The sequence below is a fragment of the Rhodococcus sp. GXMU-t2271 genome (assembly GCF_041414735.1).
In the GTDB taxonomy this organism is placed as follows: Bacteria; Actinomycetota; Actinomycetes; order Mycobacteriales; family Mycobacteriaceae; genus Rhodococcus; species Rhodococcus indonesiensis.
Genome location: NZ_JAUIZP010000038.1, coordinates 93,578 through 117,352 on the forward strand (window position 1 = coordinate 93,578; position 23,775 = coordinate 117,352).

Annotated in this window: 21 protein-coding genes; 18 read left to right on the forward strand and 3 right to left on the reverse strand. The window is 70.1% G+C overall.

The window, feature by feature from the left end; translation table 11 throughout:
- Positions 1-36 precede the first annotated feature (36 nt).
- From QYS60_RS15545 to secA, 12 genes are all read left to right on the forward strand, one after another.
- Complete coding sequence (locus QYS60_RS15545) at positions 37-1,122, forward strand: SIS domain-containing protein (RefSeq protein ID WP_003939105.1); 1,086 nt, start codon at positions 37-39, stop codon at positions 1,120-1,122.
- On the forward strand, positions 1,122-2,390 hold the full coding sequence (manA, locus tag QYS60_RS15550) for a mannose-6-phosphate isomerase, class I (RefSeq protein ID WP_371383594.1): 1,269 nt from the start codon (positions 1,122-1,124) through the stop codon (positions 2,388-2,390). Before QYS60_RS15545 ends, manA begins: the two co-directional genes overlap by 1 nt.
- A complete protein-coding gene (locus tag QYS60_RS15555; RefSeq protein WP_328517625.1) occupies positions 2,323-2,745 on the forward strand; it encodes an amino acid permease in 423 nt (140 codons plus the stop codon). Before manA ends, QYS60_RS15555 begins: the two co-directional genes overlap by 68 nt.
- A 46-nt stretch (positions 2,746-2,791) precedes the next feature.
- Positions 2,792-3,454 carry a TetR/AcrR family transcriptional regulator gene (locus tag QYS60_RS15560; protein ID WP_289381404.1) on the forward strand — a complete coding sequence of 221 codons (663 nt, stop codon included), beginning with the start codon at positions 2,792-2,794 and terminating at the stop codon, positions 3,452-3,454.
- Positions 3,455-3,512: 58 nt separating this feature from the next.
- Entirely contained in the window at positions 3,513-5,000 is a 1,488-nt protein-coding gene (gene ahcY / locus QYS60_RS15565; RefSeq protein ID WP_371383596.1) for an adenosylhomocysteinase, read from the forward strand.
- A gap of 25 nt (positions 5,001-5,025) precedes the next feature.
- Entirely contained in the window at positions 5,026-5,691 is a 666-nt protein-coding gene (locus tag QYS60_RS15570) for a dTMP kinase (protein ID WP_003939110.1), read from the forward strand.
- Between the two features lie 5 nt (positions 5,692-5,696).
- Entirely contained in the window at positions 5,697-6,374 is a 678-nt protein-coding gene (mtrA, locus tag QYS60_RS15575; protein ID WP_003939111.1) for an MtrAB system response regulator MtrA, read from the forward strand.
- A complete protein-coding gene (mtrB, locus tag QYS60_RS15580; RefSeq protein ID WP_289381409.1) occupies positions 6,371-8,122 on the forward strand; it encodes an MtrAB system histidine kinase MtrB in 1,752 nt (583 codons plus the stop codon). The genes mtrA and mtrB overlap by 4 nt, the downstream gene beginning before the upstream one ends.
- The gene (gene lpqB / locus QYS60_RS15585) at positions 8,119-9,885 is read left to right on the forward strand and encodes an MtrAB system accessory lipoprotein LpqB (protein ID WP_003939113.1); all 1,767 of its coding nucleotides are present in this window, start codon (positions 8,119-8,121) and stop codon (positions 9,883-9,885) included. The genes mtrB and lpqB overlap by 4 nt, the downstream gene beginning before the upstream one ends.
- Positions 9,886-9,926: 41 nt before the next feature.
- The gene (locus QYS60_RS15590; RefSeq protein WP_371383597.1) at positions 9,927-10,571 is read left to right on the forward strand and encodes a ComF family protein; all 645 of its coding nucleotides are present in this window, start codon (positions 9,927-9,929) and stop codon (positions 10,569-10,571) included.
- A 256-nt stretch (positions 10,572-10,827) separates the two neighbouring features.
- Positions 10,828-11,502 carry a ribosome hibernation-promoting factor, HPF/YfiA family gene (hpf, locus tag QYS60_RS15595; RefSeq protein WP_371383598.1) on the forward strand — a complete coding sequence of 225 codons (675 nt, stop codon included), beginning with the start codon at positions 10,828-10,830 and terminating at the stop codon, positions 11,500-11,502.
- Positions 11,503-11,711: 209 nt separating this feature from the next.
- Positions 11,712-14,513 (forward strand): preprotein translocase subunit SecA, encoded by a 2,802-nt coding sequence (gene secA / locus QYS60_RS15600; RefSeq protein ID WP_371383612.1) that lies wholly within the window; start codon positions 11,712-11,714, stop codon positions 14,511-14,513.
- A 58-nt stretch (positions 14,514-14,571) separates the two neighbouring features.
- On the opposite strand, the gene QYS60_RS15605 is transcribed toward secA, so the two are convergent.
- The gene (locus QYS60_RS15605) at positions 14,572-15,075 is read right to left on the reverse strand and encodes an Rv3235 family protein (RefSeq protein WP_371383600.1); all 504 of its coding nucleotides are present in this window, start codon (positions 15,073-15,075) and stop codon (positions 14,572-14,574) included.
- A gap of 171 nt (positions 15,076-15,246) precedes the next feature.
- Here QYS60_RS15605 and QYS60_RS15610 point away from each other — a divergent pair, with 171 nt between their 5' ends.
- The 6 genes from QYS60_RS15610 (at position 15,247) to QYS60_RS15635 (ending at position 21,425) form a co-directional block, all read left to right on the forward strand.
- On the forward strand, positions 15,247-15,705 hold the full coding sequence (locus tag QYS60_RS15610; RefSeq protein ID WP_371383602.1) for an HAD-IA family hydrolase: 459 nt from the start codon (positions 15,247-15,249) through the stop codon (positions 15,703-15,705).
- On the forward strand, positions 15,702-17,114 hold the full coding sequence (locus QYS60_RS15615; RefSeq protein ID WP_371383604.1) for a wax ester/triacylglycerol synthase family O-acyltransferase: 1,413 nt from the start codon (positions 15,702-15,704) through the stop codon (positions 17,112-17,114). Before QYS60_RS15610 ends, QYS60_RS15615 begins: the two co-directional genes overlap by 4 nt.
- A gap of 3 nt (positions 17,115-17,117) precedes the next feature.
- Positions 17,118-17,630, forward strand: coding sequence for a hypothetical protein (locus QYS60_RS15620; protein ID WP_003939119.1), 513 nt, complete (start codon positions 17,118-17,120; stop codon positions 17,628-17,630).
- Positions 17,631-17,729: 99 nt separating this feature from the next.
- Positions 17,730-18,860, forward strand: a complete 1,131-nt coding sequence (locus QYS60_RS15625; protein WP_003939120.1) for a ferredoxin reductase — start codon at positions 17,730-17,732, stop codon at positions 18,858-18,860.
- 35 nt (positions 18,861-18,895) lie between these two features.
- Complete coding sequence (locus QYS60_RS15630) at positions 18,896-20,128, forward strand: fatty acid desaturase (RefSeq protein WP_371383607.1); 1,233 nt, start codon at positions 18,896-18,898, stop codon at positions 20,126-20,128.
- Positions 20,129-20,189: 61 nt separating this feature from the next.
- Complete coding sequence (locus QYS60_RS15635; protein ID WP_003939122.1) at positions 20,190-21,425, forward strand: fatty acid desaturase; 1,236 nt, start codon at positions 20,190-20,192, stop codon at positions 21,423-21,425.
- A 79-nt stretch (positions 21,426-21,504) separates the two neighbouring features.
- On the opposite strand, the gene rsgA is transcribed toward QYS60_RS15635, so the two are convergent.
- Together rsgA and aroA are read right to left on the reverse strand one after the other, a co-directional pair.
- Positions 21,505-22,524: a ribosome small subunit-dependent GTPase A gene (gene rsgA / locus QYS60_RS15640; protein ID WP_003939123.1), complete on the reverse strand. Its 1,020-nt coding sequence runs from the start codon at positions 22,522-22,524 to the stop codon at positions 21,505-21,507.
- The gene (gene aroA / locus QYS60_RS15645) at positions 22,491-23,759 is read right to left on the reverse strand and encodes a 3-phosphoshikimate 1-carboxyvinyltransferase (protein WP_289377664.1); all 1,269 of its coding nucleotides are present in this window, start codon (positions 23,757-23,759) and stop codon (positions 22,491-22,493) included. The genes rsgA and aroA overlap by 34 nt, the downstream gene beginning before the upstream one ends.
- Between the last annotated feature and the right edge of the window lie 16 nt (positions 23,760-23,775).

Here is a 23,775-nt window from a genome sequence, read left to right on the forward strand (position 1 = left end):
CGGGACGGTGCGAGTCGGAAGGACGGTGGCGCAGCCATGACGGCTCCCTCTTCGATCCTCGACTTGGACGACACCGGTGCCCTGATCGACGCCGACGTCGACGGGATCCTGCGGTTCGCCGCGCTCGGCGGGGCACAGATCCGCGCCACCGCCGCGGCCGTCGACGAGCAGATCCTCGACCGCCTGCACGGCCTGCATCCGCGCAGCGTGGTGCTCGTGTGTGGCGATGCGCGCGCCGCTCGCGCGGGCGAACTCGTCGTCGCGATGCTCGCGGCGCGTTCGGCCGTGCCGCTGGTCACGGCCCCCGTCACCCCGCCCTGGGTCGGCCCGCTCGACGTCGTGGTCGTCGCGGGCGACGACGCCGGCGACCCTCAGCTCGCCGAATCGGTCGCCGCGGCCCTGCGGCGCGGCGCCGAGGTGGTTGTCGACGCCCCGGACGAGGGACCGATCCGTGGGGCGGCGGCGGGCCGGGCGATGCTGTTGCCCCCGCGGATCCGAGTGCCGGTGGCGTACTCCCTCCTGCGGCACCTGGCGGTGTTCCTCGCGGTGGTGGTGGCGATGGAGGCCACCCGCACGGCAGGCGTGGTTCCCCCGCTGGCCGATCTCGCCGACTCGGCGGACGGCGAAGCCGGCCGCGACCAGCCGGGCAGCGAGGTGTTCCGGAATCCGGCGAAGGCGCTGGCCTCCCGGATCCAGTCCCGACGGGTGGCCCTGGCGGGCGACTCGGCGGTGACGGCTGCGCTCGCCCGGCACGCGGGGGAGTCCCTGCTGCAGGTGGCCGGGGTGATCGCCTCGGCGTCGGCGTTGCCGGACGTTCTCGCCGCGCGGGACCGACTGGTCGCGATACCCCCGGCGGGTGGGGAGTCGTACGATCCGTTCTTCCACGACGAACAGCTCGACGGGCCGGTGCCCGCACCCCCGGTGCGGGTCTTGGTGTTGAGTGTGGAGGAAGATCGGCGGCAGGCGGAGCGGCGCGCGGCAGCGCTGCCGGACATGGAGTTGGTATCGGTGGTGGGGGAGTTCGAGGCGAAGGCGGTGCCGTCGGTGCCGGAGCAGGTGGCGGTGCTGGCCGTGCGATTCGAGATGGCCGCTGCCTATCTGCGGTTGGTCGGTGGTCGCTAGTGCTCCGACTCGAAGGTGCGCTGCGTTCGTATGCCTGGGGTTCGCGCACCGCGATCGCGGCGCTGTGCGGCCGGACGGTGCCGTCCGCGCATCCGGAAGCGGAACTGTGGCTGGGTGCGCACCCCGCGGACCCGGCGCGGGTGGTGAGCACCAACGGTGACGGCCCGGGTGAGGACACCTCCCTGCTCGACGTCCTCGAGGCCGATCCGGGCGGACATCTCGGGCCGGCGACACTGAGCCGGTTCGGGCCGCGGCTGCCGTTCCTGCTCAAGTTGCTGGCCGCCGAGGAACCACTGTCGCTGCAAGCGCATCCGAGTGCCGAACAGGCTGCCGAGGGCTTCGCCCGCGAGGAGGCCGCGGGCCTGCCCCTGGAGTCGCCGGTGCGGAACTACCGCGATGCGAGCCACAAGCCCGAGCTCGTCGTCGCGCTCACCCGCTTCGAGGCACTCGCCGGTTTCCGGGATCCGCATCGCACCGTCGAGCTGCTCGCCGCCCTCGAGGTACCCGAACTCGATCCGTACGTCGGGCTGCTCGCCGGGCAACCCGACTCCGACGGCCTGCGCGCCCTGTTCACCATCTGGATCACCCTTCCGCAGTCGGTGCTGTCGGCTCTGTTGCCGCGGGTACTCGACGGCTGCGTGACCTACCTGGCGACGCACAACGGCAACGGCACGGCCCCGTTCGCCGAGGAGGTCCGGACGGTGCTGCAGCTCGCCGAGTTCTACCCCGGCGACGCGGGCGTGCTCGCCGCCGTACTGCTCAATCGGATCACTCTCGAGCCGGGACAGGGCCTGTTCCTCGCAGCGGGGAACCTGCACGCGTACCTGCACGGCATGGCTGTGGAGATCATGGCCAACTCGGACAACGTGCTGCGCGGCGGACTCACGCCGAAACACGTCGACGTGCCGGAGTTGCTGCGGGTGCTCGATTTCCGGCCCGTGGACGTGCCGATCCTCGAACCCGAGCCGGCCGGCCCGGGGGAAGTGCGCTACCGGACTCCGGCCCCGGAGTTCGCCCTGTCTCGGATCGATCTCGCCCCCGGCTCCGGTGCGGCACCGGACGTCGCACTGCCGCCGTGCGGCCCGCAGATCCTGTTGTGCACCTCCGGGTCCGCCGGCGTGGAATGCGCGGGGCGGACCCTGCAGCTGGCGGCCGGACAGGCGGTCTGGCTGTCGGCGTCCGACCCGGCCGTCACCGTGCGTGCCGCCGGCGAGCCGGCGCAGCTGTTCCGCGCCCGGTTGGCGGACGTCGACGCCCGGATCGACTAGCGTGGCCCCGCTCGGTTCCCGGGCGACGACAGGCGGCGCCCTCGCCGGCCTGACCACGGTGGTGCTGGTTCTCATGCTCGGCCGGACCCGCGTGCTGTTCGCGATGGCTCGCGACGGCCTCGTCCCGCGCCGTCTCTCGCACACGGGCCGTCACGGCACTCCGGTGCGGACGACCGTGCCGGTGCCGGTCGTCGTCGCGGCGCTCGCCGGGTTCGTCCCGCTCGGTGCCCTGGAGGAGATGGTCGATATCGGGACGCTGTCCGCATTCGTTCTGGTGTCGATCGGTGTGGTCGTCTACTTCGCCTACAGCCGCAGGCACTCCGTGCTCGCCGAACCGGCGGTACCGCGCCGGTAGCTCTGTTCGTGTTGACGGGATCGGCCTCGCGTGAAACCGTCGCGGCATGTCGATCGTGCACGAATCCGCCACCGCCGGGGAGCCTCCGCGAGCCGGGGAACCCGGAGACCGGCAGCGCGTACCGTTCCACGAGGCCAGCCGGATGCTGCTGCGCAATTCGGTGCTCGACGCCATGCGGGACCTGCTCACCGCCCGTGACTGGTCCGCGGTCACCATGACGGACGTCGCGCGGGGCGCGGGTGTGAGCAGACAGACTCTGTACAACGAGTTCTCGTCGCGGCAGGGACTTGCTCAGGCGTACGCGCTGCGCCTGGTGGATCAGTTCGTCGACGCCGTCGACGACGCGATCTACACCCACGTGGGACAGGCGCGCGCCGCCCTCGTCGAGGGGTTCACCTCGTTCTTCGTCGAGAGCAGTGCCGACCCGCTGATCCAGTCGCTGCTGCGCGGCGACGCCAAGCCGGATCTGCTGCGCCTGATCACCACGGACTCGGCGCCGCTCATCGAACGAGCCTCCGCCCGGCTCTCGGAAACCTTCCAGCGCAGTTGGGTACAGGCGTCCTCGGCGGACGCGGGCATTCTGGGGCGGGCGATCGTGCGCGTCGCGATGAGCTACATCTCGATGCCGCCCGAGTCCGACCGGGACGTCGCCGCGGACCTGGCCGAGCTGCTCGGCCCGTTCATCGATCGCTCCGCCCGGCGCGACTGAACAGCGAGTTGTATAGCCTGTTGGCAGAACCGACTGCCAACAGGAGAGGCATCCTCACGTGTCCGACAACAAGCTCGTGGCCGACCAGCGCAACGGCATCGACTTCAAGGTCGCCGATCTGTCCCTCGCCGAATTCGGCCGCAAGGAGATCCGGCTGGCCGAGCACGAGATGCCCGGCCTGATGGCGCTGCGCCGCGAGTACGCGGAGGTGCTGCCGTTGAAGGGCGCGCAGATCTCCGGCTCGCTGCACATGACGGTCCAGACGGCCGTGCTGATCGAGACCCTCGTCGCTCTCGGCGCCGAGGTGCGCTGGGCCTCGTGCAACATCTTCTCGACCCAGGACCACGCCGCCGCGGCGGTCGTCGTCGGCCCGCACGGAACCCCGGAGGAGCCCAAGGGCGTGCCGGTGTTCGCGTGGAAGGGTGAGACGCTCGAGGAGTACTGGTGGGCGGCCGAGCAGATGCTGACCTGGCCCGCCGCCTCCGACGGCACCCCGCGCCCGGCCAACATGATCCTCGACGACGGCGGCGACGCCACCATGCTGGTGCTCAAGGGTGCGCAGTTCGAGAAGGCAGGCGTGGTGCCCCCGGTGGACGAGGACCAGGACTCCGCCGAGTACCGGGTCTTCCTGGCGCTGCTGCGCGAATCCCTCGCACAGGATCCCAAGAAGTGGACCGCGGTCGCCGAGTCGGTGCGCGGCGTCACCGAGGAGACGACCACCGGCGTGCTGCGGTTGTACCAGCTCTCGGCCGGCGGCGATCTGGCGTTCCCCGCGATCAACGTCAACGACTCGGTCACCAAGAGCAAGTTCGACAACAAGTACGGCACCCGGCACTCGCTGCTCGACGGGATCAACCGCGGCACCGACGTCCTCATCGGCGGCAAGGCCGCCCTGGTGTGCGGCTACGGCGACGTCGGCAAGGGCTGCGCGGAGGCGCTGCGCGGGCAGGGCGCGCGGGTGTCGGTCACCGAGATCGACCCCATCAACGCGCTGCAGGCGCTGATGGACGGCTTCGACGTCGTCACCGTCGAGGGCTTCATCGAGCAGGCCGACATCGTGATCACCGCGACCGGCAACAAGGACATCATCACCTTCGATCACATGCGTCGCATGAAGCACCAGGCCATCCTGGGCAACATCGGCCACTTCGACAACGAGATCGACATGGCCGGCCTCGAGCGGGCGACGGATGTCACCCGGATCAACATCAAGGCGCAGGTCGACGAGTTCCGTTTCGCAGACGGGCATTCCATCCTCGTGCTGTCCGAGGGCCGGCTGCTGAACCTCGGCAACGCCACGGGCCACCCGTCGTTCGTGATGAGCAACTCGTTCGCCAATCAGGTGATCGCCCAGATCGAGCTGTGGACCAAGCCGGACGAGTACGACAACGAGGTCTACCGTCTGCCCAAGCACCTGGACGAGAAGGTCGCCCGCATCCACGTCGAGGCGCTCGGCGGTGAACTGACCAAGCTGTCCAAGGATCAGGCCGAGTACATCGGGGTCGACGTCGAAGGCCCGTACAAGCCCGAGCACTACCGGTACTGAGCGCGGGAATCGCAGGACACCACCGATGGGTGCGTTGATCGTCGTGGAGGGGCTCGACGGGGCCGGCAAGCGGACACTCTCCGCCGGCCTCGTCGAGGCTTGGCGCGCAGCCGGATTCGTCGTCTCGACGCTTGCGTTCCCGCGTTACGGGACATCGGTGCACGCCGACCTCGGTGCCGAGGCGTTGCGGGGCCGGCACGGTGACACCGCCTCGAGCATCGAGGCGATGGCGCTGCTGTGGGCCCTCGATCGCCGTGACGCCGCCGACGGGTTGCGGAAGCTCCTGGCGGACAACGACATCGTCCTGCTCGATCGGTACGTCGCGTCCAATGCCGCCTACACCGCCGCCCGGCACCACGAGGGCGGCTCGGGACCGGCGGTGGAGTGGGTGCGTGAGCTCGAGTTCGAGCGGTTCGCGCTGCCCGTGCCGGATCTGCAGCTGCTGCTGCGAGTGCCGGTCGAGCTGGCGGCGCGCCGGGCCCGCAGCCGCGCCGCGTCCGACACGGCCCGCGACCGGGACGCCTACGAACGGGACTCGGGTCTGCAGGCCCGCACCGGACAGGTGTACGACGACCTCGCACGCCGACAGTGGATGTCGCCGTGGCGGGTTGCCGGACCCGATGCCGATCCGCGACAACTCGCCGCCGAGATCTCAAATCAGCTTCACCACGGTCGAGGAGTGACACGATAGAAGCCATGAAGCCGAGGATTCTGGTTGTCGACGACGACACCGCGCTCGCCGAGATGCTTACGATCGTCCTGCGGGGCGAGGGATTCGAGCCCTACGTGGTGGGGGACGGTTCGCAGGCGCTGAACGCGGTCCGGGAGATCCGGCCCGACCTCGTCCTGCTCGACCTCATGCTCCCGGGCATGAACGGTATCGACGTCTGCCGGGTGCTGCGCGCCGACTCGGGCGTGCCGATCGTCATGCTCACCGCCAAGTCGGACACCGTCGACGTGGTGCTCGGACTCGAATCCGGCGCCGACGACTACATCGTCAAGCCGTTCAAGCCGAAGGAACTCGTGGCCCGGGTCCGCGCGCGGCTCCGTCGCACCGAGCAGGAACCGGCCGAGGTGCTCTCCATCGGCGACATCGCCATCGACGTTCCCGCTCACAAGGTCACCCGCGGGGACGAACTGATCTCCCTCACCCCGCTCGAGTTCGACCTGCTGGTGGCGCTCGCGCGCAAGCCGCGGCAGGTGTTCACTCGTGAGGTGCTGCTCGAGCAGGTGTGGGGCTACCGGCACGCGGCCGACACCCGTCTGGTGAACGTCCACGTGCAGCGGCTGCGGGCGAAGGTCGAGAAGGATCCCGAGAACCCCGAGGTGGTGCTGACGGTGCGGGGCGTCGGCTACAAGGCCGGACCGCCGTGATCGGTGGGTACCGACTGCGGCGGCGGATCACCAGGAGGACTCTGCCGCTGCTGAGGTGGTCACGTGCGGTGAGCAACCGGCTCGCCCACACGTGGCGGCGATCGCTGCAACTGCGGGTCGTGGTCTCGACCCTGTCGTTGTCGCTGATCGTGATGCTCGTCCTCGGTGTCGTCCTCACCAGCCAGATCACCGAACGACTGCTCGAGGTGAAGATCAACGCCGCCACCGAGGAGGTCGAGCGGTCCCGCGCCCTCGTCGAGGGTCAACTCGCCGGCGCCGACGACTCCGGCTCGCTGCAGGTCCGGCTCGACGGAGCCGTTGCGGCGCTGACCAATCGCGGCAGCGACGCGGGCGAGGACACCGGCGTCGCGGGCACCTTCGACCCGGTGCTGATCGTGCCGGGCGACGGTCCGCGCGCACCGACGTCGAGCGGGCCCGCCGACCAGATCCCCGAGAACCTGCGCGCCTTCGTGCAGAAGGGCCAGATCGCCTACCAGTTCGCGACGGTGTCGGATCCCGACGGCTACTCCGGTCCGGCGCTGATCGTGGGCACGCCGACGGCATCGGACATCTCCACCCTCGAGCTGTACCTGGTGTTCCCGCTGGCGGGCGAGGAGAACACGCTGTCGCTGGTGCGGGGCACGCTCCTCGTCGGTGCCGGGGTGCTGCTCGTGCTGCTCGCCGCGATCTCGATGATCGTCGCCCGCCAGGTGGTCCTGCCGATCCGCTCGGCATCGCGTATCGCGGTCCGGTTCGCCGACGGCCGGCTCAAGGAACGCATGCCGGTACGCGGCGAGGACGACATGGCGCGCCTGGCCATGTCCTTCAACGAGATGGCCGAGAGCCTGTCGCGGCAGATCACCCAGCTCGAGGAGTTCGGCAACCTGCAGAAGCGGTTCACCTCGGACGTCAGCCACGAGCTGCGTACCCCGCTGACGACGGTGCGGATGGCCGCCGATCTCATCCACGACGGCAGCGACGAACTCGACCCGTCCCTCAAGCGCGCCTCGGAGCTGCTCGTCACCGAGCTCGACCGCTTCGAGAGTCTGCTGGGCGACCTGCTCGAGATCAGCCGCCACGACGCCGGCGTCGCCGAACTCGCCGCCGAGCAACTCGACCTGCGCATGTGTGCCCGCGCCGCGGTCTCCACCGTCCGGCATCTCGCCCGCGAGAGCGGCACCGAGCTGATCGTCGACCTGCCGGGTGAGCCCGTCGAGGCCGAGGTCGACCCACGCCGCGTCGAGCGCATCCTGCGCAATCTGCTCGCCAACGCCATCGACCACGGGGAGGGCAAACCCATCCTGCTGCGCCTGCGCGCCGACGACACCGCCGCCGCGTTCATCGTCCGGGACCAGGGCGTCGGTCTGCGGCCCGGCGAGGAGAAACTCGTCTTCAACCGGTTCTGGCGGTCGGACCCGTCCCGGGTGCGGCGCTCCGGCGGAACCGGGCTCGGGCTGGCGATCAGCGTCGAGGACGCCAACCTCCACAACGGCAAGCTCGAGGCCTGGGGTGAACCCGGCCTGGGGTCCTGCTTCCGGCTCACCCTCCCGCGACAACGGGGACGCAAGGTCGGCCGCAGTCCGCTGCCCCTCGTTCCCAGCACGGTCCGCGCGGTCCAGGGCCGTCCGCTGCCGGGTGCGCCCGCGGCGGACGAGGACGCGTCCGTGGACGCCGAGGCCGGCGAGGACACCGCGACCGCTGTGAACCCGGCGGCGGTACCGGTCCCGCCCGAGGGGGCCACCCCATGAGGGGCACGAAGACGCTGCTCGCGGTGCTCACGGGCCTGACCGTCGCCGTGTCCGGCTGTGCCAGCCTGCCGGACTCGTCGTCGCCCCAGGCGGTGGGCACCATCGCTCGCGAGCCCACCACCACGTCGGTCCCGGCTCCGGCGCCGGGGCGGGAACCGGACCTGCTCCTGCGGGACTTCCTGCGCGCCAGCACGGACCCGGCCAATCGTCACCTCGCCGCCCGGCAGTTCCTCACCGCCGACATGTCGGCCGAGTGGGACGACGCCGCCAGCGCGACGATCGTCGACAAGGTCGACGTGCTCCCGGAGTCGCGCAGCGCCGACCGCGCGACGTACGTCATCCGCGCCAACCGGGTCGGCCACCTGGAGGAGGGCGGGGTCTACCGCCCCGACGAAGGACCGTTCGAAACCAAGATCACCCTCGTGCTCAGCGGCGGCGAGTGGCGCATCGACGAGATGGGGCCGGGCGTGGTCATGGACCGCCCGCAGTTCCTCAACGGCTACCAGCGGCGTTCGCTGTACTTCGTCGACCCGTCCGGGCGCACGGTCGTCCCCGACCCCCGCTGGATCGCCGCTACTCAGGAGCAGACCGCGGCCCAGCTGATCGACCTGCTCATCGAGGGCCCGAAAGCAGCCCTGGCACCGGCCGTGCGCACGGAACTCGGCTCGGGGGTGTCCGTGCGGGGGCCGATCACCAAGGCCGACGGCCGCACCACCCAGGTCGGTGTCGGTCTCGGGGGTGTCCGGATCGACTTCCTGGGGTTGCGGCCCCTGAGCAAGGAGAGCCGCGAGTTGCTCGCCGCCCAGGTGATCTGGACGCTGGCCAACGCCGAGATCACCGGCCCGTACGTCCTGCTCGCGGACGGTCAGCCCCTCGACGAGCGGTTTCCGAACGGCTGGACCACCGCGGACGTCGCATCGATGAACCCGCTGGCCACGTCGAGCGCCACCATCGGCCTCCACGCGCTGCGCGGTGGCGGGCTGGTCAGCGTCGCCGAGACCGGGGTCACTCCGGTGCCCGGGACCTTCGGCACCGCCACGAACCTGCGCTCGGTGGCGTTGTCGCACGACGGCGAACTGGCGGCCGCCGTCGCCGACACCGGGCGTCCGGAAGCCACCGCCGAGTTGCTGATCGGCCCGTACCGCGACGGCCCGGCGGCGCGCGCACTCCAGGCCGACTCGATCACGCGGCCTACGTGGGCACTCGACGACAATTCCGTGTGGTCCGTGGTCAACGGCACGAACGTGGTGCGTGCGGTGCGTGAGCCGGGCACCGGCCGGATCACGGTCCTGCCCGTTGATGCCGGGGCCGTGCGGGCGGTGGGCAACACGATCAGCGATCTGCGCCTCTCCCGCGACGGCGTGCGCGCGGCGATGATCGTGGACGGACGTGTCTACGTCGCGGTGGTCGTGCAGAGATCGAACGGGGAATTCTCGCTCACGTCACCCCGTGAGATCGCCGTCGGTCTCGGCAGCCCGGCCTTGTCCCTGGACTGGAGCACCCCGGACACCGTGGTCGTGGCCCGGGCCGCCTCCGACGTCCCGGTCGTGCAGGTCGCGGTCGACGGCTCACGAATGGACGCCCTGCCGAGCCGCAACCTCACCCCGCCGGTCGTCGCCGTCGAGGCGTCGACGACCTCGGAGTTCGTGGCGGACTCGCGGGCAGTGTTCCAGCTGAACAACGCCGATCCGGCCGGCGATCGGTACTGGCGGGAGGTGCCCGGCCTGACCGGGCTGCAGGCCGTCCCCGTCCTGCCGGGCTGACGGCTCGGGAAGATGTCGGGGCCGGCGGTCACACTGTCGCGGTGCTGACGTCGCTGCTGGATCTGGTGCTGCCCGTCGAGTGCGGCGGTTGCGGCCGCCCCGGCGTCGGCTGGTGCCGGCGCTGCGCCCGGGAGCTGGCGGACGTGCCGGCCCGGGTCCGGCCCCGAGTCGATCCCGACGTTCCGGTGTGGGCCCTGGGGCCGTACGGCGGTGCGCGCCGCCGCGCGGTGATCGCGGCCAAGGAACACGGCCGGCGCGACCTGGCCGGTCCGCTCGGCCTCGCGCTGGCGACCGCGGTGTCACGGCTGCGGCGCTGGGGGGAGCTGCCCGCCGGGCCTCTCGTCGCGGTGCCCGCCCCGACGAGGGCCCACGCGGCGCGCGCTCGCGGCGGCGATCCGGTGCTGCGTGCGGTGCGGGTGGCCGCCGGTTACGACCGGCGTCTCGAGGTCTGCGGCCTTCTCGTCACCGGACGTGCTGTCCGGGATTCGGTGGGATTGTCGGCTGCGCAGCGGCAGCGCAATCTGGCCGGGCGGGTGCGGCTGCGGAGGGCCGGGCCACCGGCGGGAGCGGACGTGCTGCTCGTCGACGACGTCGTCACCACCGGCGCCACCGCCACGGAATCGGTGCGGGTCCTGCGGGCAGCGGGACATCGCCCGTGCGGGGTGCTGGTGATCGCCGCCGCATGAGAGCCGGAGGACCCCGAGCCGCAGGCCGAGGGGCCGGGCACGTCGGGGACATCGGTCCCACCGTCAGGTGACGACGGCGTGAAATTGAGCGGAACGGTGGCACTCCCCGCCGTTCCGTACTACCGTCGCCCTCAGACCCGAAAACACAGGTAGCGGGCGCAAAACGCCCCTCAGCCGTCGTGTCGGGCGGAGCGCATTTCGCGCTCGTCGATCATGCCGGCGCGCGAGCTGCGCCGGCCGTACTCGGGAGGTACGAGTGACGATCCCTTCGAAGTCCAAGGTTCCCGCTGCTGAGACCGAAGCCGGTACTGCGGAGTCCAACGGTCCCCGCGCCGACGTCGTCGTCAAGGGGCGCAACGTCGAGGTCCCGGATCACTTCCGGGTCTACGTGTCCGAGAAGCTCGCTCGGCTCGAACGTTTCGACCCGACGATCTTCCTGTTCGACGTCGAGTTGCAGCACGAGCGCAATCGCCGGCAGCTGAAGAGTTGCCAGCGCGTCGAGATCACCGCTCGGGCCAAGGGGCCGGTGGTGCGCGCAGAGGCATCCGCGGACAGTTTCTACGCTGCCTTCGAGTCCGTGACGGACAAGCTCGAGGCGCGGCTGCGCCGCACGAAGGACCGCCGCAAGGTACACCACGGGGAAAAGACCCCCGTCTCGGTGGCCGAGGCCACTGCCGAGCTCGCCCGGGACGACTCGCTCGGAATCTCACCGGAGATCTCGCTGGAGCAGTACGAGCCCGAGCCCTCGGGTCCCGGCCGGATCGTGCGAACGAAGGAACACACAGCCGAGCCGATGACCGTCGACGACGCGCTGTACGAGATGGAGCTGGTCGGTCACGATTTCTACCTGTTCCACGACAAGGAGACCGACAGTCCGTCCGTCGTCTACCGCCGGCACGCGTTCGACTACGGGTTGATCCGGCTCGTGTGACCACTGCGCCGTCCAGCGGCGGCACCGTGTGTGCCACCCCGCCGAGCGGTCGCCCGTGGTCACCTCGTCGATAGACCGCCTACCATGGAATCCGGCCGGGGTCGATACAGGCCTCGGCCGGATTTTCGTTGTCCGTGCTGTACCCGAGATTGAGGACGAACACGCCCGTGCTGTCGCTGTCGAAGCTGCTCCGAGTCGGTGAAGGTCGCATGGTCAAGCGGCTCAAGCACATCGCCGACCACGTCGATTCCCTCTCACCCGAGTTCGAGTCCCTCACCGACGAGCAGTTGCGGGCCAAGACGGACGAGTTCCGTCGTCGCTACCAGGAGGGTGAGTCCCTCGACGAGTTGCTGCCCGAGGCGTTCGCCACGGCCCGCGAGGCGTCGTGGCGAGTGCTGGGGCAGAAGCACTACCCGGTTCAGATCATGGGCGGCGCGGCCCTGCACTTCGGCAACATCGCCGAGATGAAGACCGGTGAGGGCAAGACCCTGACCTGTGTGCTGCCCGCATACCTCAATGCCATCGCCGACGAGGGCGTGCACGTGGTGACGGTCAACGACTACCTCGCCAAGCGCGACTCCGAGTGGATGGGCCGGGTGCACCGGTCCCTCGGTCTCGAGACCGCGGTGATCCTGTCCGGTCTGACGCCCGCCGAGCGGCGCACCGCATACGCCGCCGACATCACCTACGGCACCAACAACGAGTTCGGCTTCGACTACCTGCGCGACAACATGACGCACTCGCTCGACGATCTCGTGCAGCGCGGCCACAACTTCGCGATCGTCGACGAGGTCGACTCGATCCTCATCGACGAGGCCCGGACGCCGCTGATCATCTCCGGCCCGGCCGACGCGTCGAGCAAGTGGTACGCCGAGTTCGCGCGGATCGCGCCGCTGCTGAAGAAGGACGTCCACTACGAGGTGGACATCAAGAAGCGCACCATCGGCGTGCACGAAGCGGGGGTCGAGCTCGTCGAGGACCAGCTCGGCATCGACAACCTGTACGAGGCGGCGAACTCGCCGCTGGTGAGCTACCTCAACAACGCGATCAAGGCCAAGGAGCTGTACCAGCGCGACAAGGACTACATCGTCCGGGACGGCGAGGTGATCATCGTCGACGAGTTCACCGGCCGCATCCTCGTCGGACGTCGCTACAACGAGGGCATGCACCAGGCCATCGAGGCCAAGGAACGCGTCGAGATCAAGGCGGAGAACCAGACGCTCGCCACGATCACGCTGCAGAACTACTTCCGCCTCTACGACAAGCTCTCCGGCATGACGGGCACCGCCGAGACCGAGGCCGCGGAGCTGCACCAGATCTACGAGCTCGGGGTGATCCCGATCCCGACCAACAAGCCGATGGTCCGCGTGGACCAGGGCGACCTGATCTACAAGACGGAGACGGCGAAGTTCGCGGCGGTCGTCGACGACGTCGCCGAACGGCATGCCAAGGGGCAGCCGGTCCTGATCGGCACCACCAGCGTCGAACGCTCCGAGTACCTGTCCGCGCAGTTCACCAAGCGCGGCATTCCGCACAACGTGCTCAACGCCAAGTTCCACGAGCAGGAGGCGACCATCATCGCCGAGGCCGGGCGGTCCGGTGCGGTGACCGTCGCGACCAACATGGCCGGCCGCGGTACCGACATCGTGCTCGGCGGCAACCCCGACATCCTCGCCGACGTGGAGCTGCGCAAGCGGGGTCTCGACCCGGTCCACACGCCCGAGGAGTACGAGGCGGCCTGGGACGAGGCGGTCGAGCGGATCAACGCCGAGGTCAAGGCCGACGCCGACAAGGTCAGGGACGCCGGCGGCCTGTACGTCCTCGGCACCGAGCGGCACGAGTCCCGCCGGATCGACAACCAGCTGCGCGGCCGCTCCGGCCGGCAGGGAGACCCGGGCGAGTCGCGCTTCTACCTCTCGCTCGGCGACGAGTTGATGCGCCGGTTCAACGGTGCGGCGCTCGAATCGATCATGACCCGCTTGAACCTGCCCGACGACGTGCCGATCGAGGCGAAGATGGTCTCGAAGGCCATCAAGAGCGCCCAGACACAGGTCGAGCAGCAGAACTTCGAGATCCGCAAGAACGTCCTGAAGTACGACGAGGTGATGAACCAGCAGCGCACCGTCATCTACGACGAGCGTCGCCGCATCCTGCGCGGGGAGGATCTCGAAGGCCAGGTCGAGCACATGATCACGGACGTGGTCACCGCCTACGTCGACGGTGCCACCGCCGAGGGCTACGTCGAGGACTGGGACCTCGAGCAGCTGTGGACGGCCCTGCGGACCCTCTACCCGGTGGGCCTCGATCACAAGGAGCTCGCCACCTCCACGGACGGCGAACCCGCGGATCTCAGCCGGGAGGAACTGCGCGAGGCGTTGCTGAAGGACGCGCACGCCGCGTACGCCCGCCGTGAGGCGGAGATCGACGCCATCGCCGGGGAGGGCGGCATGCGCGAGCTCGAGCGTCGGGTCCTGCTCTCGGTGCTCGACCGCAAGTGGCGCGAACACCTCTACGAGATGGACTACCTCAAGGAGGGCATCGGCCTGCGGGCGATGGCCCAGCGCGATCCCCTCGTGGAGTACCAGCGCGAGGGCTACGACATGTTCGTCGGGATGCTCGAGGGCCTGAAGGAGGAGTCCGTCGGATTCCTGTTCAACCTGCAGGTCGAGGCCGCGCGGCCGCAGCCGGCCCCGGGGGTCGGTGTCACCGCCGCGTCCGCCGCGGCCACCGCGCAGGCCGCCCCCACCCTGACGAAGCCGGCTCCGACCCCGGCCGCCCCCGCGCCGACTCCGGCACCCACGCCCGCCCCGGCGACGCTGCGCGCGAAGGGACTCGACGAGGACGACGATCGCAATCTCACCTACACCGGGCCGGCCGAGGACGGCAGTGCCCAGGTTCGGCGCAGTTCCGCGACCTCGTCGCCGGCCGCGTCCGCACCCGGGACGACGGGCACTCGTCGGCAACGCCGGGAGGCGGCACGCAAGCAGGCCAAGGCGCAGCGCCGCCGCTGACGGTGCGTCCGGGCCGGGAGGTGGCCGGCCCGGACGCATAGTCAGCCCGGACGCATGGTCAGCCCAGCCACACCGTGGTGAGCAGCCATCCGTGCGGCGTCCGGCGTGACACGGGGTGGCGCGAGATCCGGCCGGCCAGCGCGAACACGCGATGGCCGCGGCCGTAGGAGCCGAACAACTCGGCGGTGTCGGCGTCCACCGCACGCAGCCGGGTCCGCAGGAGCACCGCCGTCCCCGCATCGTTCGTCCTCGCGCCGACAGCGACGGACGCATGCAGCGACGGATGGAGCACGGCGGCGAGCTGGGGCTCCGGGCGGCGGCGGTCGGCTACTTCGAGGATCAACCGGGCCGCGAGGTCGGCGAACCGTCGTGCCGCCGGATCCACCTCCGGCAGTGGTCGCCGGGTCGGCGGCACGGCCTTCACCCGCATCGAACGGCCGTCGTGCGGGGTGAGGCGCCGCTTCGCGTGCCGGCGGTGCGGTCCGGCCGGGCAGCAACGCTGCACCGGCGGCTCGAACGGAATGATGCGCCGGACGTAGCGGGCGTCGTGCTGAGGGGTCATCGATTCTCCCGGTTCCGAGGGACGACGTCGGCGCGGAACAGCCGACAGCGGTGCACAGACCCCGGGAGAGGACGGAGTCGCCGGTCATGGTGCCACATCCGCGCGCCGGTGTCGCCGTGTCGTTCGGGTCGTTGCATCGCCTGACCGGTGCGCGCGAACTAGGGTGAGGCGATGCGTGGACTGGTTCTCGATTTCGGTGGGGTGCTCGCGGGCCCCGGCACGGACGCGGCCGCGCTCGGCGGGATCCTCGCCGAGGTGCGCCGGCGCGGCGTGCGCACCGCGATCCTCAGCAACGATCCGGGTGGTGCCGCGGCCGCACCCCTGCGTGATCTGGGGCGGGGCCGGCTGGTGGACGAGGTGGTGCTGTCCGCAGACGTGGGCACCGCGAAACCGGATCCGCGTAGCTACCTGGCGGTGGCCCGGCGTCTCGGGCTCGAGCCGTCGGTGTGCGTGTTCGTCGACGACCTGCGGGTGAACGTGGACGGTGCGGTCGCCGCGGGAATGGTCGGCGTGCACCACGCCGATGCCGCCGAGGTGGTGGCGGAACTGACGGTGCTGTTCGGTCTCGACGTCCCGTCGCAGGCCGGAGCGGCGCGACGGGACGAAGACGAGAGGGATGCGGGGCGATGACCCACCGGATGTCGGCTCAGGACGCGTCGTTCTACTTTCTGGAGACGAGCAACACCCCCATGCACATCGGGTCGCTCGCCATCCTGGAGCAGCCGAGCGGCGGGCTCGACTACGAGGACGTGCTGCGGCTCGTGGAGCGCCGTCTGGCCGCGGTGCCGCGGTACCGGCAGAAGGCGCGCGAGGTCGCGCTCGGCCTGGCGCGTCCGGTGTGGGTCGACGACCGCGACTTCGACATCACCTATCACGTGCGGCGATCGGCACTTCCGCGGCCCGGCTCCGAAACGCAGCTGCACGACCTGTTGGCCCGGTTGATCTCCCGTCCCCTCGACCGCTCCCGCCCGCTGTGGGAGATGTATCTCGTCGAAGGCCTCGCCGGCGACCGGTGCGCCCTGTTCACCAAGACCCACTCGGCGCTGGTGGACGGCGATCAGGCACTCGAGATCGGACAGGTCCTCTTCGAGCCCACCGAGACGCCCCGGGTGGATCCGGAGGAGTTGTGGATGCCGGAGCCGGAGCCGAGCGACTCGGCGCTGCTGCTCGGTGCGCTCGCCGAGCTGGTGGCCCGGCCCGGTGAGGCGGTGTCGGGAGTGCGGGCGGCGGTCGGCGATCTGGCCGCGACGGCCGGGGAGGCGCTGGACGTGGTGGGCCGGTTGGCGCGCACCGCCGCCCAGTCCGCGCCCGACAGCCCGTTGAACGCCCCGATCTCCCGTAACCGCCGGTTCGCAGTGGTCAAGGCGGATCTCGAGTTGTACCGCAAGATCCGGGCGCGGTACGGCTGCACCGTCAACGATGTCGTGCTGGCAGTGATCGCGGGGGCGCTGCGGTACTGGCTGCTCTCCCGCGGGGAGCCGCTGACGGAGGCGACGGTGGTCCGGGCGATGGTGCCCATGTCCGTGTACGCACAGGACCCGGACGCGCCGGAGACGGGCCGGGAGGAGTCCGAGACGGGTCCGCGCGGGGAGGTCTCGACGTTCCTGGTGGACCTTCCGGTCGGGGAACCGAACGCGGTCGTCCGTCTGTCCCACATCTCGCACGCCGGGGAGGCCTACTCGCGGCAGGGCCGGCGGGTACCGGCGCGGTCGATGATGCGACTGTCCGGATTCGCGCCCGCGACCATGCATGCGGTGGGGGCTCGGGTCGCGAGCGGATTCTCCCAGCGCGTGTTCAACCTGATGATCACGAACGCGCCGGGCCCGCAGCATCCCCTCTACCTCGCCGGGGCCCGGGTCCTCGAGATGTATCCGATCTCGCCCCTGCTGAAGAATCAGGCGCTGAGCGTCGCGTTGACGTCGTACGACGGCAACGTCTACTACGGTCTCAATGCGGACCGCGACGCCATGCCCGATGTGGAGGTGCTGACGTCGCTGCTGCACGAGTCGCTCGAGGAGTTGTTGGATGCCAGTAGGTGAGTTGTGACGCGGGTGTACGTACCGGCGACCATCGAGACGTTGAAGCGGCTGGTCGCCGACGGTGAGTTCGAGGCGGTGAGCCGTACCGCGTTCGCTGTCACCCCGGCGCTGCGCGAGGCGTACACCTCCGGCGACGACGAGGAACTCGCCGAGGTCGCGATGGCCGAGGCCGCTCGCGCCTCGCTGCGGCTGCTGGCCGGCCGGGCCGACGACGACCCGCCGCCCGAGTTCGGTCTGCGCCGGGTGGTGGTGGCCGCGGACGTCGACGAAGTGACCCTGCGTCCTGACCTCGACGACGCGGTGGTCCGGCTGCCCGGTCCGGTGCCGCTGTCCGCGGTGGCGTCGGTGCACGTGGACCTCGCCGCTGCGGAGCCGGACATCGCCCGGGCCCTGCCGGTCGTCGATGCCGCCGATCTCGGCGACGAGGAGGCGGAGTTCGTGCTGGGCGACGCCGAGGACCACGAACTCGCCTGGTACGCCACGCAGGAGCTGCAGTTCCTGCTGGAGCTGCTCTGATCGGCTCCGAGTGTGATCGCCGTCTCGACTCAACCTACGCCTCCGTAGGGAACTGGTAACCTACGGAGGCGTAGCCCGTGGACGAGGAGAAGTGATCGGATGGGTCTGAAGGACTGGATCGAGCGGCCGGCGGCGCACGTCGCGACGAAGGACCGATCCGTGTCGAACATCCTGCGTGGCGCGGCCGCGCGGCTGACGACACCCCTCCTTCCCGACGACTACCTGCATCTCGCCAACCCGCTGTGGTCGGCGCGCGAGCTGCGTGGACGCATCGTCGAGGTCCGCCGCGAGACCGCGGACTCCGCGACGCTCGTCATCAAGCCCGGCTGGGGCTTCGACTTCGGGTACGCACCGGGTCAGTACATCGGCATCGGACTGCACGTCGACGGCCGCTGGCACTGGCGTTCGTACTCGCTCACCTCCTCGCCCACCTGGGACCGCAAGCTCATCTCGATCACCGTCAAGGCCATGACGGACGGGTTCCTCTCGACCCACCTCGTCAGCGGCGTGCCCGCCGGCACGATCGTGCGGCTCGCCGAACCCAAGGGCGAGTTCGTCCTGTCCGACCCCCCGCCGCCGAAGATTCTGTTCCTCACCGCGGGCAGCGGCATCACCCCGATCATCTCGATGCTGCGCACCCTCGACCGCCGCTCCGAGCAGGCACATGCCCAGCTGCCCGACGTGGTGCACATCCACTCGGCGCCCACCGCCCCCGAGGTGATGTTCGCCGACGAGATCGCCCGATTCGGGGCAGACCACGAGCAGTACCACCCGTACGTGCGCCTGACTCGGGAGCAGGGCAAGTTCGCCCTCCCCGAGCTCGACACGGTGTGCCCCGACTGGCGGGACCGCCAGGTGTGGGCGTGTGGACCGCAGGCGATGCTCGACGACATCGAGCGGTTCTGGGATTCCGCGGGCCTGCCGGAGCGGCTGCATCTGGAACGCTTCGCCGTCTCCCGCGCGGACACCTCCGGCGCCGGCGGCACGGTGACCTTCGCCAAGTCCGGAAAGGTCGTCACCGTCGACGGTGCGACGACCCTGCTCGAGGCCGGTGAGAGCGCCGGCGCGCTGATGCCGTTCGGCTGCCGGATGGGAATCTGTCAGACTTGTGTGGTGCCCCTGGAGAAGGGGCATGTCGTCGACCTTCGGTCCGGCAAGGAACACGCCGAGGGGGAGCGGGTGCAGACCTGCATCTCCGCGGCTGCCGGAGACTGCACGCTCGGCGCCTGACGCACTACCCACCCGTTCCAGGGGGAAGGACCCCGGTGGCAATCACCGACATCACCGAGTTCGCCCATCTCACCGACGCGGACATCGAGGAGCTCGGCCGCGAGTTCGATGCAATCCGTCGCGATATCGAGGACGCGCGAGGACTGCGCGACGCCCGCTACATCCGCAACACCATTCGTCTGCAACGCGTCCTCGAGATCGGCGGCCGTGCGGCGCTGTTCGGCAGCCGCCGACGTCCGCTGTGGCTCCTCGGCACGGGCCTGCTCTCGCTGTCGAAGATCATCGAGAACATGGAGCTCGGGCACAACGTGATGCACGGGCAGTGGGACTGGATGAACGATCCGGAGATCCACTCGACCTCGTGGGAATGGGACCAGACGGGGCCGTCGCAGCACTGGAAGCGTGCCCACAACTACGCGCACCACACCTACACGAACATCGTCGGGATGGACGAAGACGTGGGATTCGGCATCCTGCGGATGACGCGCGACGAGAAGTGGCGGCCGATCAACCTGCTGCAGCCGCTGGCCAACCTGATTCTCGCAGCCACGTTCGAGTGGGGTATCGCACTGCACGACCTCGATGCCGAGAAGAAGGCTGCCGGCGTGCCGGACGGCCAGTGGAACTCCCAGCCCACCAAGGATTTTGCTCGCAAGATTGCGCGCCAGCTGGGCAAGGACCTGGTGCTGTTCCCGGCCATGACCGGTCGCGCGTGGCGCAGCACGATCACCGCGAACCTGACGGCGAATCTGGTGCGGAACCTGTGGGCGTACGTGGTCATCTTCTGCGGCCACTTTCCCGACGGCGCCGAGAAGTTCACCGTGGCGCAGTACGAGAACGAGACGCAGGGGCAGTGGTACCTGCGGCAGCTGCTCGGTAGCGCCAACATCGATGCCGGTCCGGTGATGGCCTTCATGACGGGCAACCTGAGCTACCAGATCGAGCACCACCTGTTCCCGGACCTGCCCAGCAACCGCTACCCGGAGATCGCGGAGCGGGTACGGGTGCTGTGTGCGAAGTACGACCTGCCGTACACCAGCGGTCCGCTCGGTAAGCAGTACCTGCTCGCCCTGCGCACGATCCACAAGCTGGCACTGCCGGACTCCTGGCTGCGGGCGACGTCGGACGATGCCCCGGAGACCTCTTCCGAGCGAAAGTTCCAGCGTCCCGATCTGCCGCGGGCGCGGTCGTTGGGTGAGCGTCGCGAAGGGCTCGCGACTGCGCTGCGGACCTTGCGTGCCACCAAGCGCGCCGCCCGGCGGAAGTGATCTGCCGCACAAGCTACATTCCCGTAACCTACGGACTCGTAACTTACGGTACGGTAGGCGCATGGCCATTTCGGACATCAAGGAGTACGCGCACCTCACCGAGGCAGACGTCGAGGCCCTCGGCCGGGAGCTCGACGCCATCCGACGGGACATCGAGGACTCCCGCGGCGAGCGCGACGCCCGCTACATCCGCAACACGATCCGGCTACAGCGCGGCCTGGAGCTGAGCGGGCGTGCGGTGCTGTTCGGCAGCCGCCGCCGGCCACTGTGGCTGCTCGGTGCGGGCTTGCTCGGCCTCTCGAAGATCATCGAGAACATGGAGCTCGGGCACAACGTGATGCACGGGCAGTGGGACTGGATGAACGATCCCGAGGTCCACTCCGTCCACTGGGAGTGGGACAACGCCGACCCGTCGGCGCACTGGAAGCAGACCCACAACTACCTGCACCACAAGTACACCAACATCCTCGGCATGGACGACGACGTGGGATACGGCCTGCTGCGGGTCACGCGCGACCAGCGCTGGCAGCCGTTCAACTACGGCAACATCGTCTACAACGCCCTGCTCGCCCTGCTGTTCCAGTACGGTGTCGCGATCCAGCACCTCGAACTCGGCAAGGTCGCCAAGGGCCGGGACGACCGCGCCGAGACCAAGCGCAAGCTGCGCGAGGTCGGGGACAAGATCGGTCGCCAGATCGCCAAGGACTACGTGGTCTACCCGGCGCTGACGGGCAAGGCATGGAAGTCCACGCTCACCGCGAACATGACGGCCAATGTGATCCGCAATCTGTGGACCAACGCGGTCATCTTCTGCGGACACTTCCCCGACGGCGCCGAGAAGTTCACCAAGGCCGACGTCGACAACGAGACGCAGGCGCAGTGGTACCTGCGCCAGATGCTCGGCAGCGCCAACATCTCCGGCGGCCCGGTCATGGACTTCATGACGGGCAACCTGAGCTACCAGATCGAACACCACCTGTTCCCGGACCTGCCGTCGAACCGGTACGCCGAGATCGCGGTGCGGGTGCGCGAGCTGTGCGACAAGTACGACCTGCCGTACACCACCGGCCCGCTCGCCGTGCAGTACTTCAAGTCCTGGCGCACCATTGCCAAACTGTCGCTGCCGAACAAGTACCTCGCGGACACCCCGGACGCCGCCCCGGAAACCGCGTCCGAGCGCGGCTTCGGCGGCACCGCCGTCGTGGACCCCGCGACCGGGCGGCGACGCGGTCTGGCCACGGCGATCCGCGAGAACCGCCGGGTCCGCGGCGTGCGCCGGCTCCTCGGCATGCGCTGATCCCGAATCCGCACCGAGCGCCCGGCGTCCCTGTGACACCGGGCGCTCGGCGTCCCTGTGACACCGGGCGCCCGGGGGGTCACCAGGTTTCGTTGGCGGCGATCGCGGTCAACAGTGTGCGCACCGCCATCGCGCGGCGCCCGGACTTGCCCTCGAGGGTGTCGAGTGCGCACTCGGGGTCCGCGGGCGGACCCAGGTGGGTGCAGCCACGGGGACAGTCCTCCACCGCGTCGGCGAGATCCGAGAACGCGGCGATCACGTCGTCGGCATCGATGTGGGCGAGTCCGAACGACCTGATCCCCGGCGTGTCGATCACCCACCCGCCGCCCGGCAGCGGGAGCGCCACCGACTGCGTGGAGGTGTGCCGGCCCTTCCCGACTCCCGAGACCTCGCCGGTGGCCCGGTCGGCATCCGGGACGAGCCGGTTGACCAGAGTGGACTTTCCCACGCCGGAATGACCGATCAGCGCGGTCGACCTGCCCGCCAGCATCGCCTTCAGCTCCGACAGGTCCTGCTCACGGCCCGCCAGCACCACAGGTACGTCCAGATCCGCGAACTGCGCCGTGAACTCTCCGGGATCGGCCAGATCGCTCTTCGTCAGGCACAGCACCGGTTCCAGCCCGCCCGCATACGCGGCGACCATGGACCGTTCGACCAGCCCGGTCCGCGGCGGCGGATCGGCCAGTGCGACGACGATCAGCAACTGCTCCGCGTTGGCCACGACGATCCGCTCGAACGGGTCGGTGTCGTCGGCGGTGCGGCGCAACACCGTGGTGCGTTCCTGTACCCGCACGATGCGCGCCAGCGTGTCGGGCCGCCCCGACAGGTCTCCGACCACGCCGACCCGGTCCCCGACGACGACGGGGGTACGCCCGAGCTCCCGGGCCCGCATCGCGACGACCGGCCGCGCGGGATCACCCTCCAGCACGCAGCCCCACCGACCACGGTCGACGGAGACGACCATCGCTTCGACGGCGTCCCGATGGGCCGGCCGGTCCTTCGTGCGCGGCCGCGAGCCCTTGCCCGGACGGATCCGGACGTCGGACTCGTCGTAGGTCCGCCGGCTCAGGAGCGCGCTCCCCTCAGCATCCCGGCCCACAGCTCGGGGAAGCCGGGCAGGGTCTTGGCCGTCGTGCCGATGTCCTCGACCTCGACGCCGTCGACCACGAGCCCCACAATTGCGCCCGCCGTGGCCATCCGGTGGTCCGCATACGAATGCCAGCGTCCGCCGTGCAGCGGCGCGGGCACGATGTGCAGGCCGTCGGCGAGTTCGGTGGCGGAACCGCCGAGCTTGCCGAGCTCCGTGGCCAGGGCGGCCAGGCGGTCCGTCTCGTGCCCGCGCAGATGGGCGATGCCCCGCAGTGTGGACGGGGTGGTCGCCAGCGCTGCGAGTGCGGCGACCGTGGGGGCGAGCTCGCCGACGTCGTGCAGATCGACGTCGAGGCCGCGCAGCTGCTCCGGACCTCGCACGGTGAGCGTTCCGTCGGACAGCGCGACGTCGGCGCCCATCTGTTCGAGGATGCCGCGGATCGCGTCGCCGGCCTGGGTGGTGCGCTGCGGCCACCGCGGCACCGACACCGTGCCGCCCGTGACGGCCGCGGCCGCCAGGAACGGGGTCGCGTTGGACAGATCGGGCTCGACGATCCGGTCCACGGCGCGGACCGGGCCCGGTGCGACCCGCCAGGTGTCGGGCACGGACGTGTCCACCGTCACTCCGGCATCACGTAGCATCTCGACGGTCATGTCGATGTGCGGCATGGACGGCACCGTCGCCCCGGCGTGCCGCACCGTGACGCCCTCGTCGAACGCGGCGGCGGACAGCAGCAGACCCGAGACGAACTGCGACGACCCCGACGCGTCGATGGTGACGGTGCCGCCGCGCAGGGAGCCGCGCCCGTGCACGGTGAAGGGCAGGGTGTCGCCGTCGACGTCGGCGCCGAGCGAGCGCAGGGCCTCGAGGACGGTGCCCATCGGGCGGGTACGCGCCTGCTCGTCACCGTCGAAGTAGACGTCGCCGTCGGCCAGCGCCGCGAGGGGCGGCACGAATCGCATCACCGTTCCCGCCAGGCCGCAGTCCACCCGGGCGCCGTGCAGCCGGCCAGGGGTCACGTGCAGCGTGGTGCCGTCGTCCCGCTCGTCGATCGTCGCACCCAGTCCGCGCAGAGCCTCGATCATCAGGTCGGTGTCGCGGCTGCGCAGCGCGCCGGTCACGGTGGACGGGCCGTCCGCGAGGGCAGCGAGGATCAGGGCGCGGTTGGTGATCGACTTGGACCCGGGCAGCACGACGGAACTGTCGACGGGTGACTCGGCTCGGGGTGCACTCCACGGATTCACCCGTCCATCTTCGCCT

Coding starts and splice junctions, on each gene's coding strand:
- QYS60_RS15545 (WP_003939105.1), top strand. CDS start 37: ATGACGGCTCCCTCTTCGATCCTCGACTTGGACGACACCGGTGCCCTG.
- QYS60_RS15560 (WP_289381404.1), top strand. CDS start 2,792: ATGTCGATCGTGCACGAATCCGCCACCGCCGGGGAGCCTCCGCGAGCC.
- QYS60_RS15570 (WP_003939110.1), top strand. CDS start 5,026: ATGGGTGCGTTGATCGTCGTGGAGGGGCTCGACGGGGCCGGCAAGCGG.
- mtrA (WP_003939111.1), top strand. CDS start 5,697: ATGAAGCCGAGGATTCTGGTTGTCGACGACGACACCGCGCTCGCCGAG.
- lpqB (WP_003939113.1), top strand. CDS start 8,119: ATGAGGGGCACGAAGACGCTGCTCGCGGTGCTCACGGGCCTGACCGTC.
- secA (WP_371383612.1), top strand. CDS start 11,712: ATGGTCAAGCGGCTCAAGCACATCGCCGACCACGTCGATTCCCTCTCA.
- QYS60_RS15605 (WP_371383600.1), bottom strand. CDS start 15,075: ATGACCCCTCAGCACGACGCCCGCTACGTCCGGCGCATCATTCCGTTC.
- QYS60_RS15610 (WP_371383602.1), top strand. CDS start 15,247: ATGCGTGGACTGGTTCTCGATTTCGGTGGGGTGCTCGCGGGCCCCGGC.
- QYS60_RS15615 (WP_371383604.1), top strand. CDS start 15,702: ATGACCCACCGGATGTCGGCTCAGGACGCGTCGTTCTACTTTCTGGAG.
- QYS60_RS15625 (WP_003939120.1), top strand. CDS start 17,730: ATGGGTCTGAAGGACTGGATCGAGCGGCCGGCGGCGCACGTCGCGACG.
- QYS60_RS15635 (WP_003939122.1), top strand. CDS start 20,190: ATGGCCATTTCGGACATCAAGGAGTACGCGCACCTCACCGAGGCAGAC.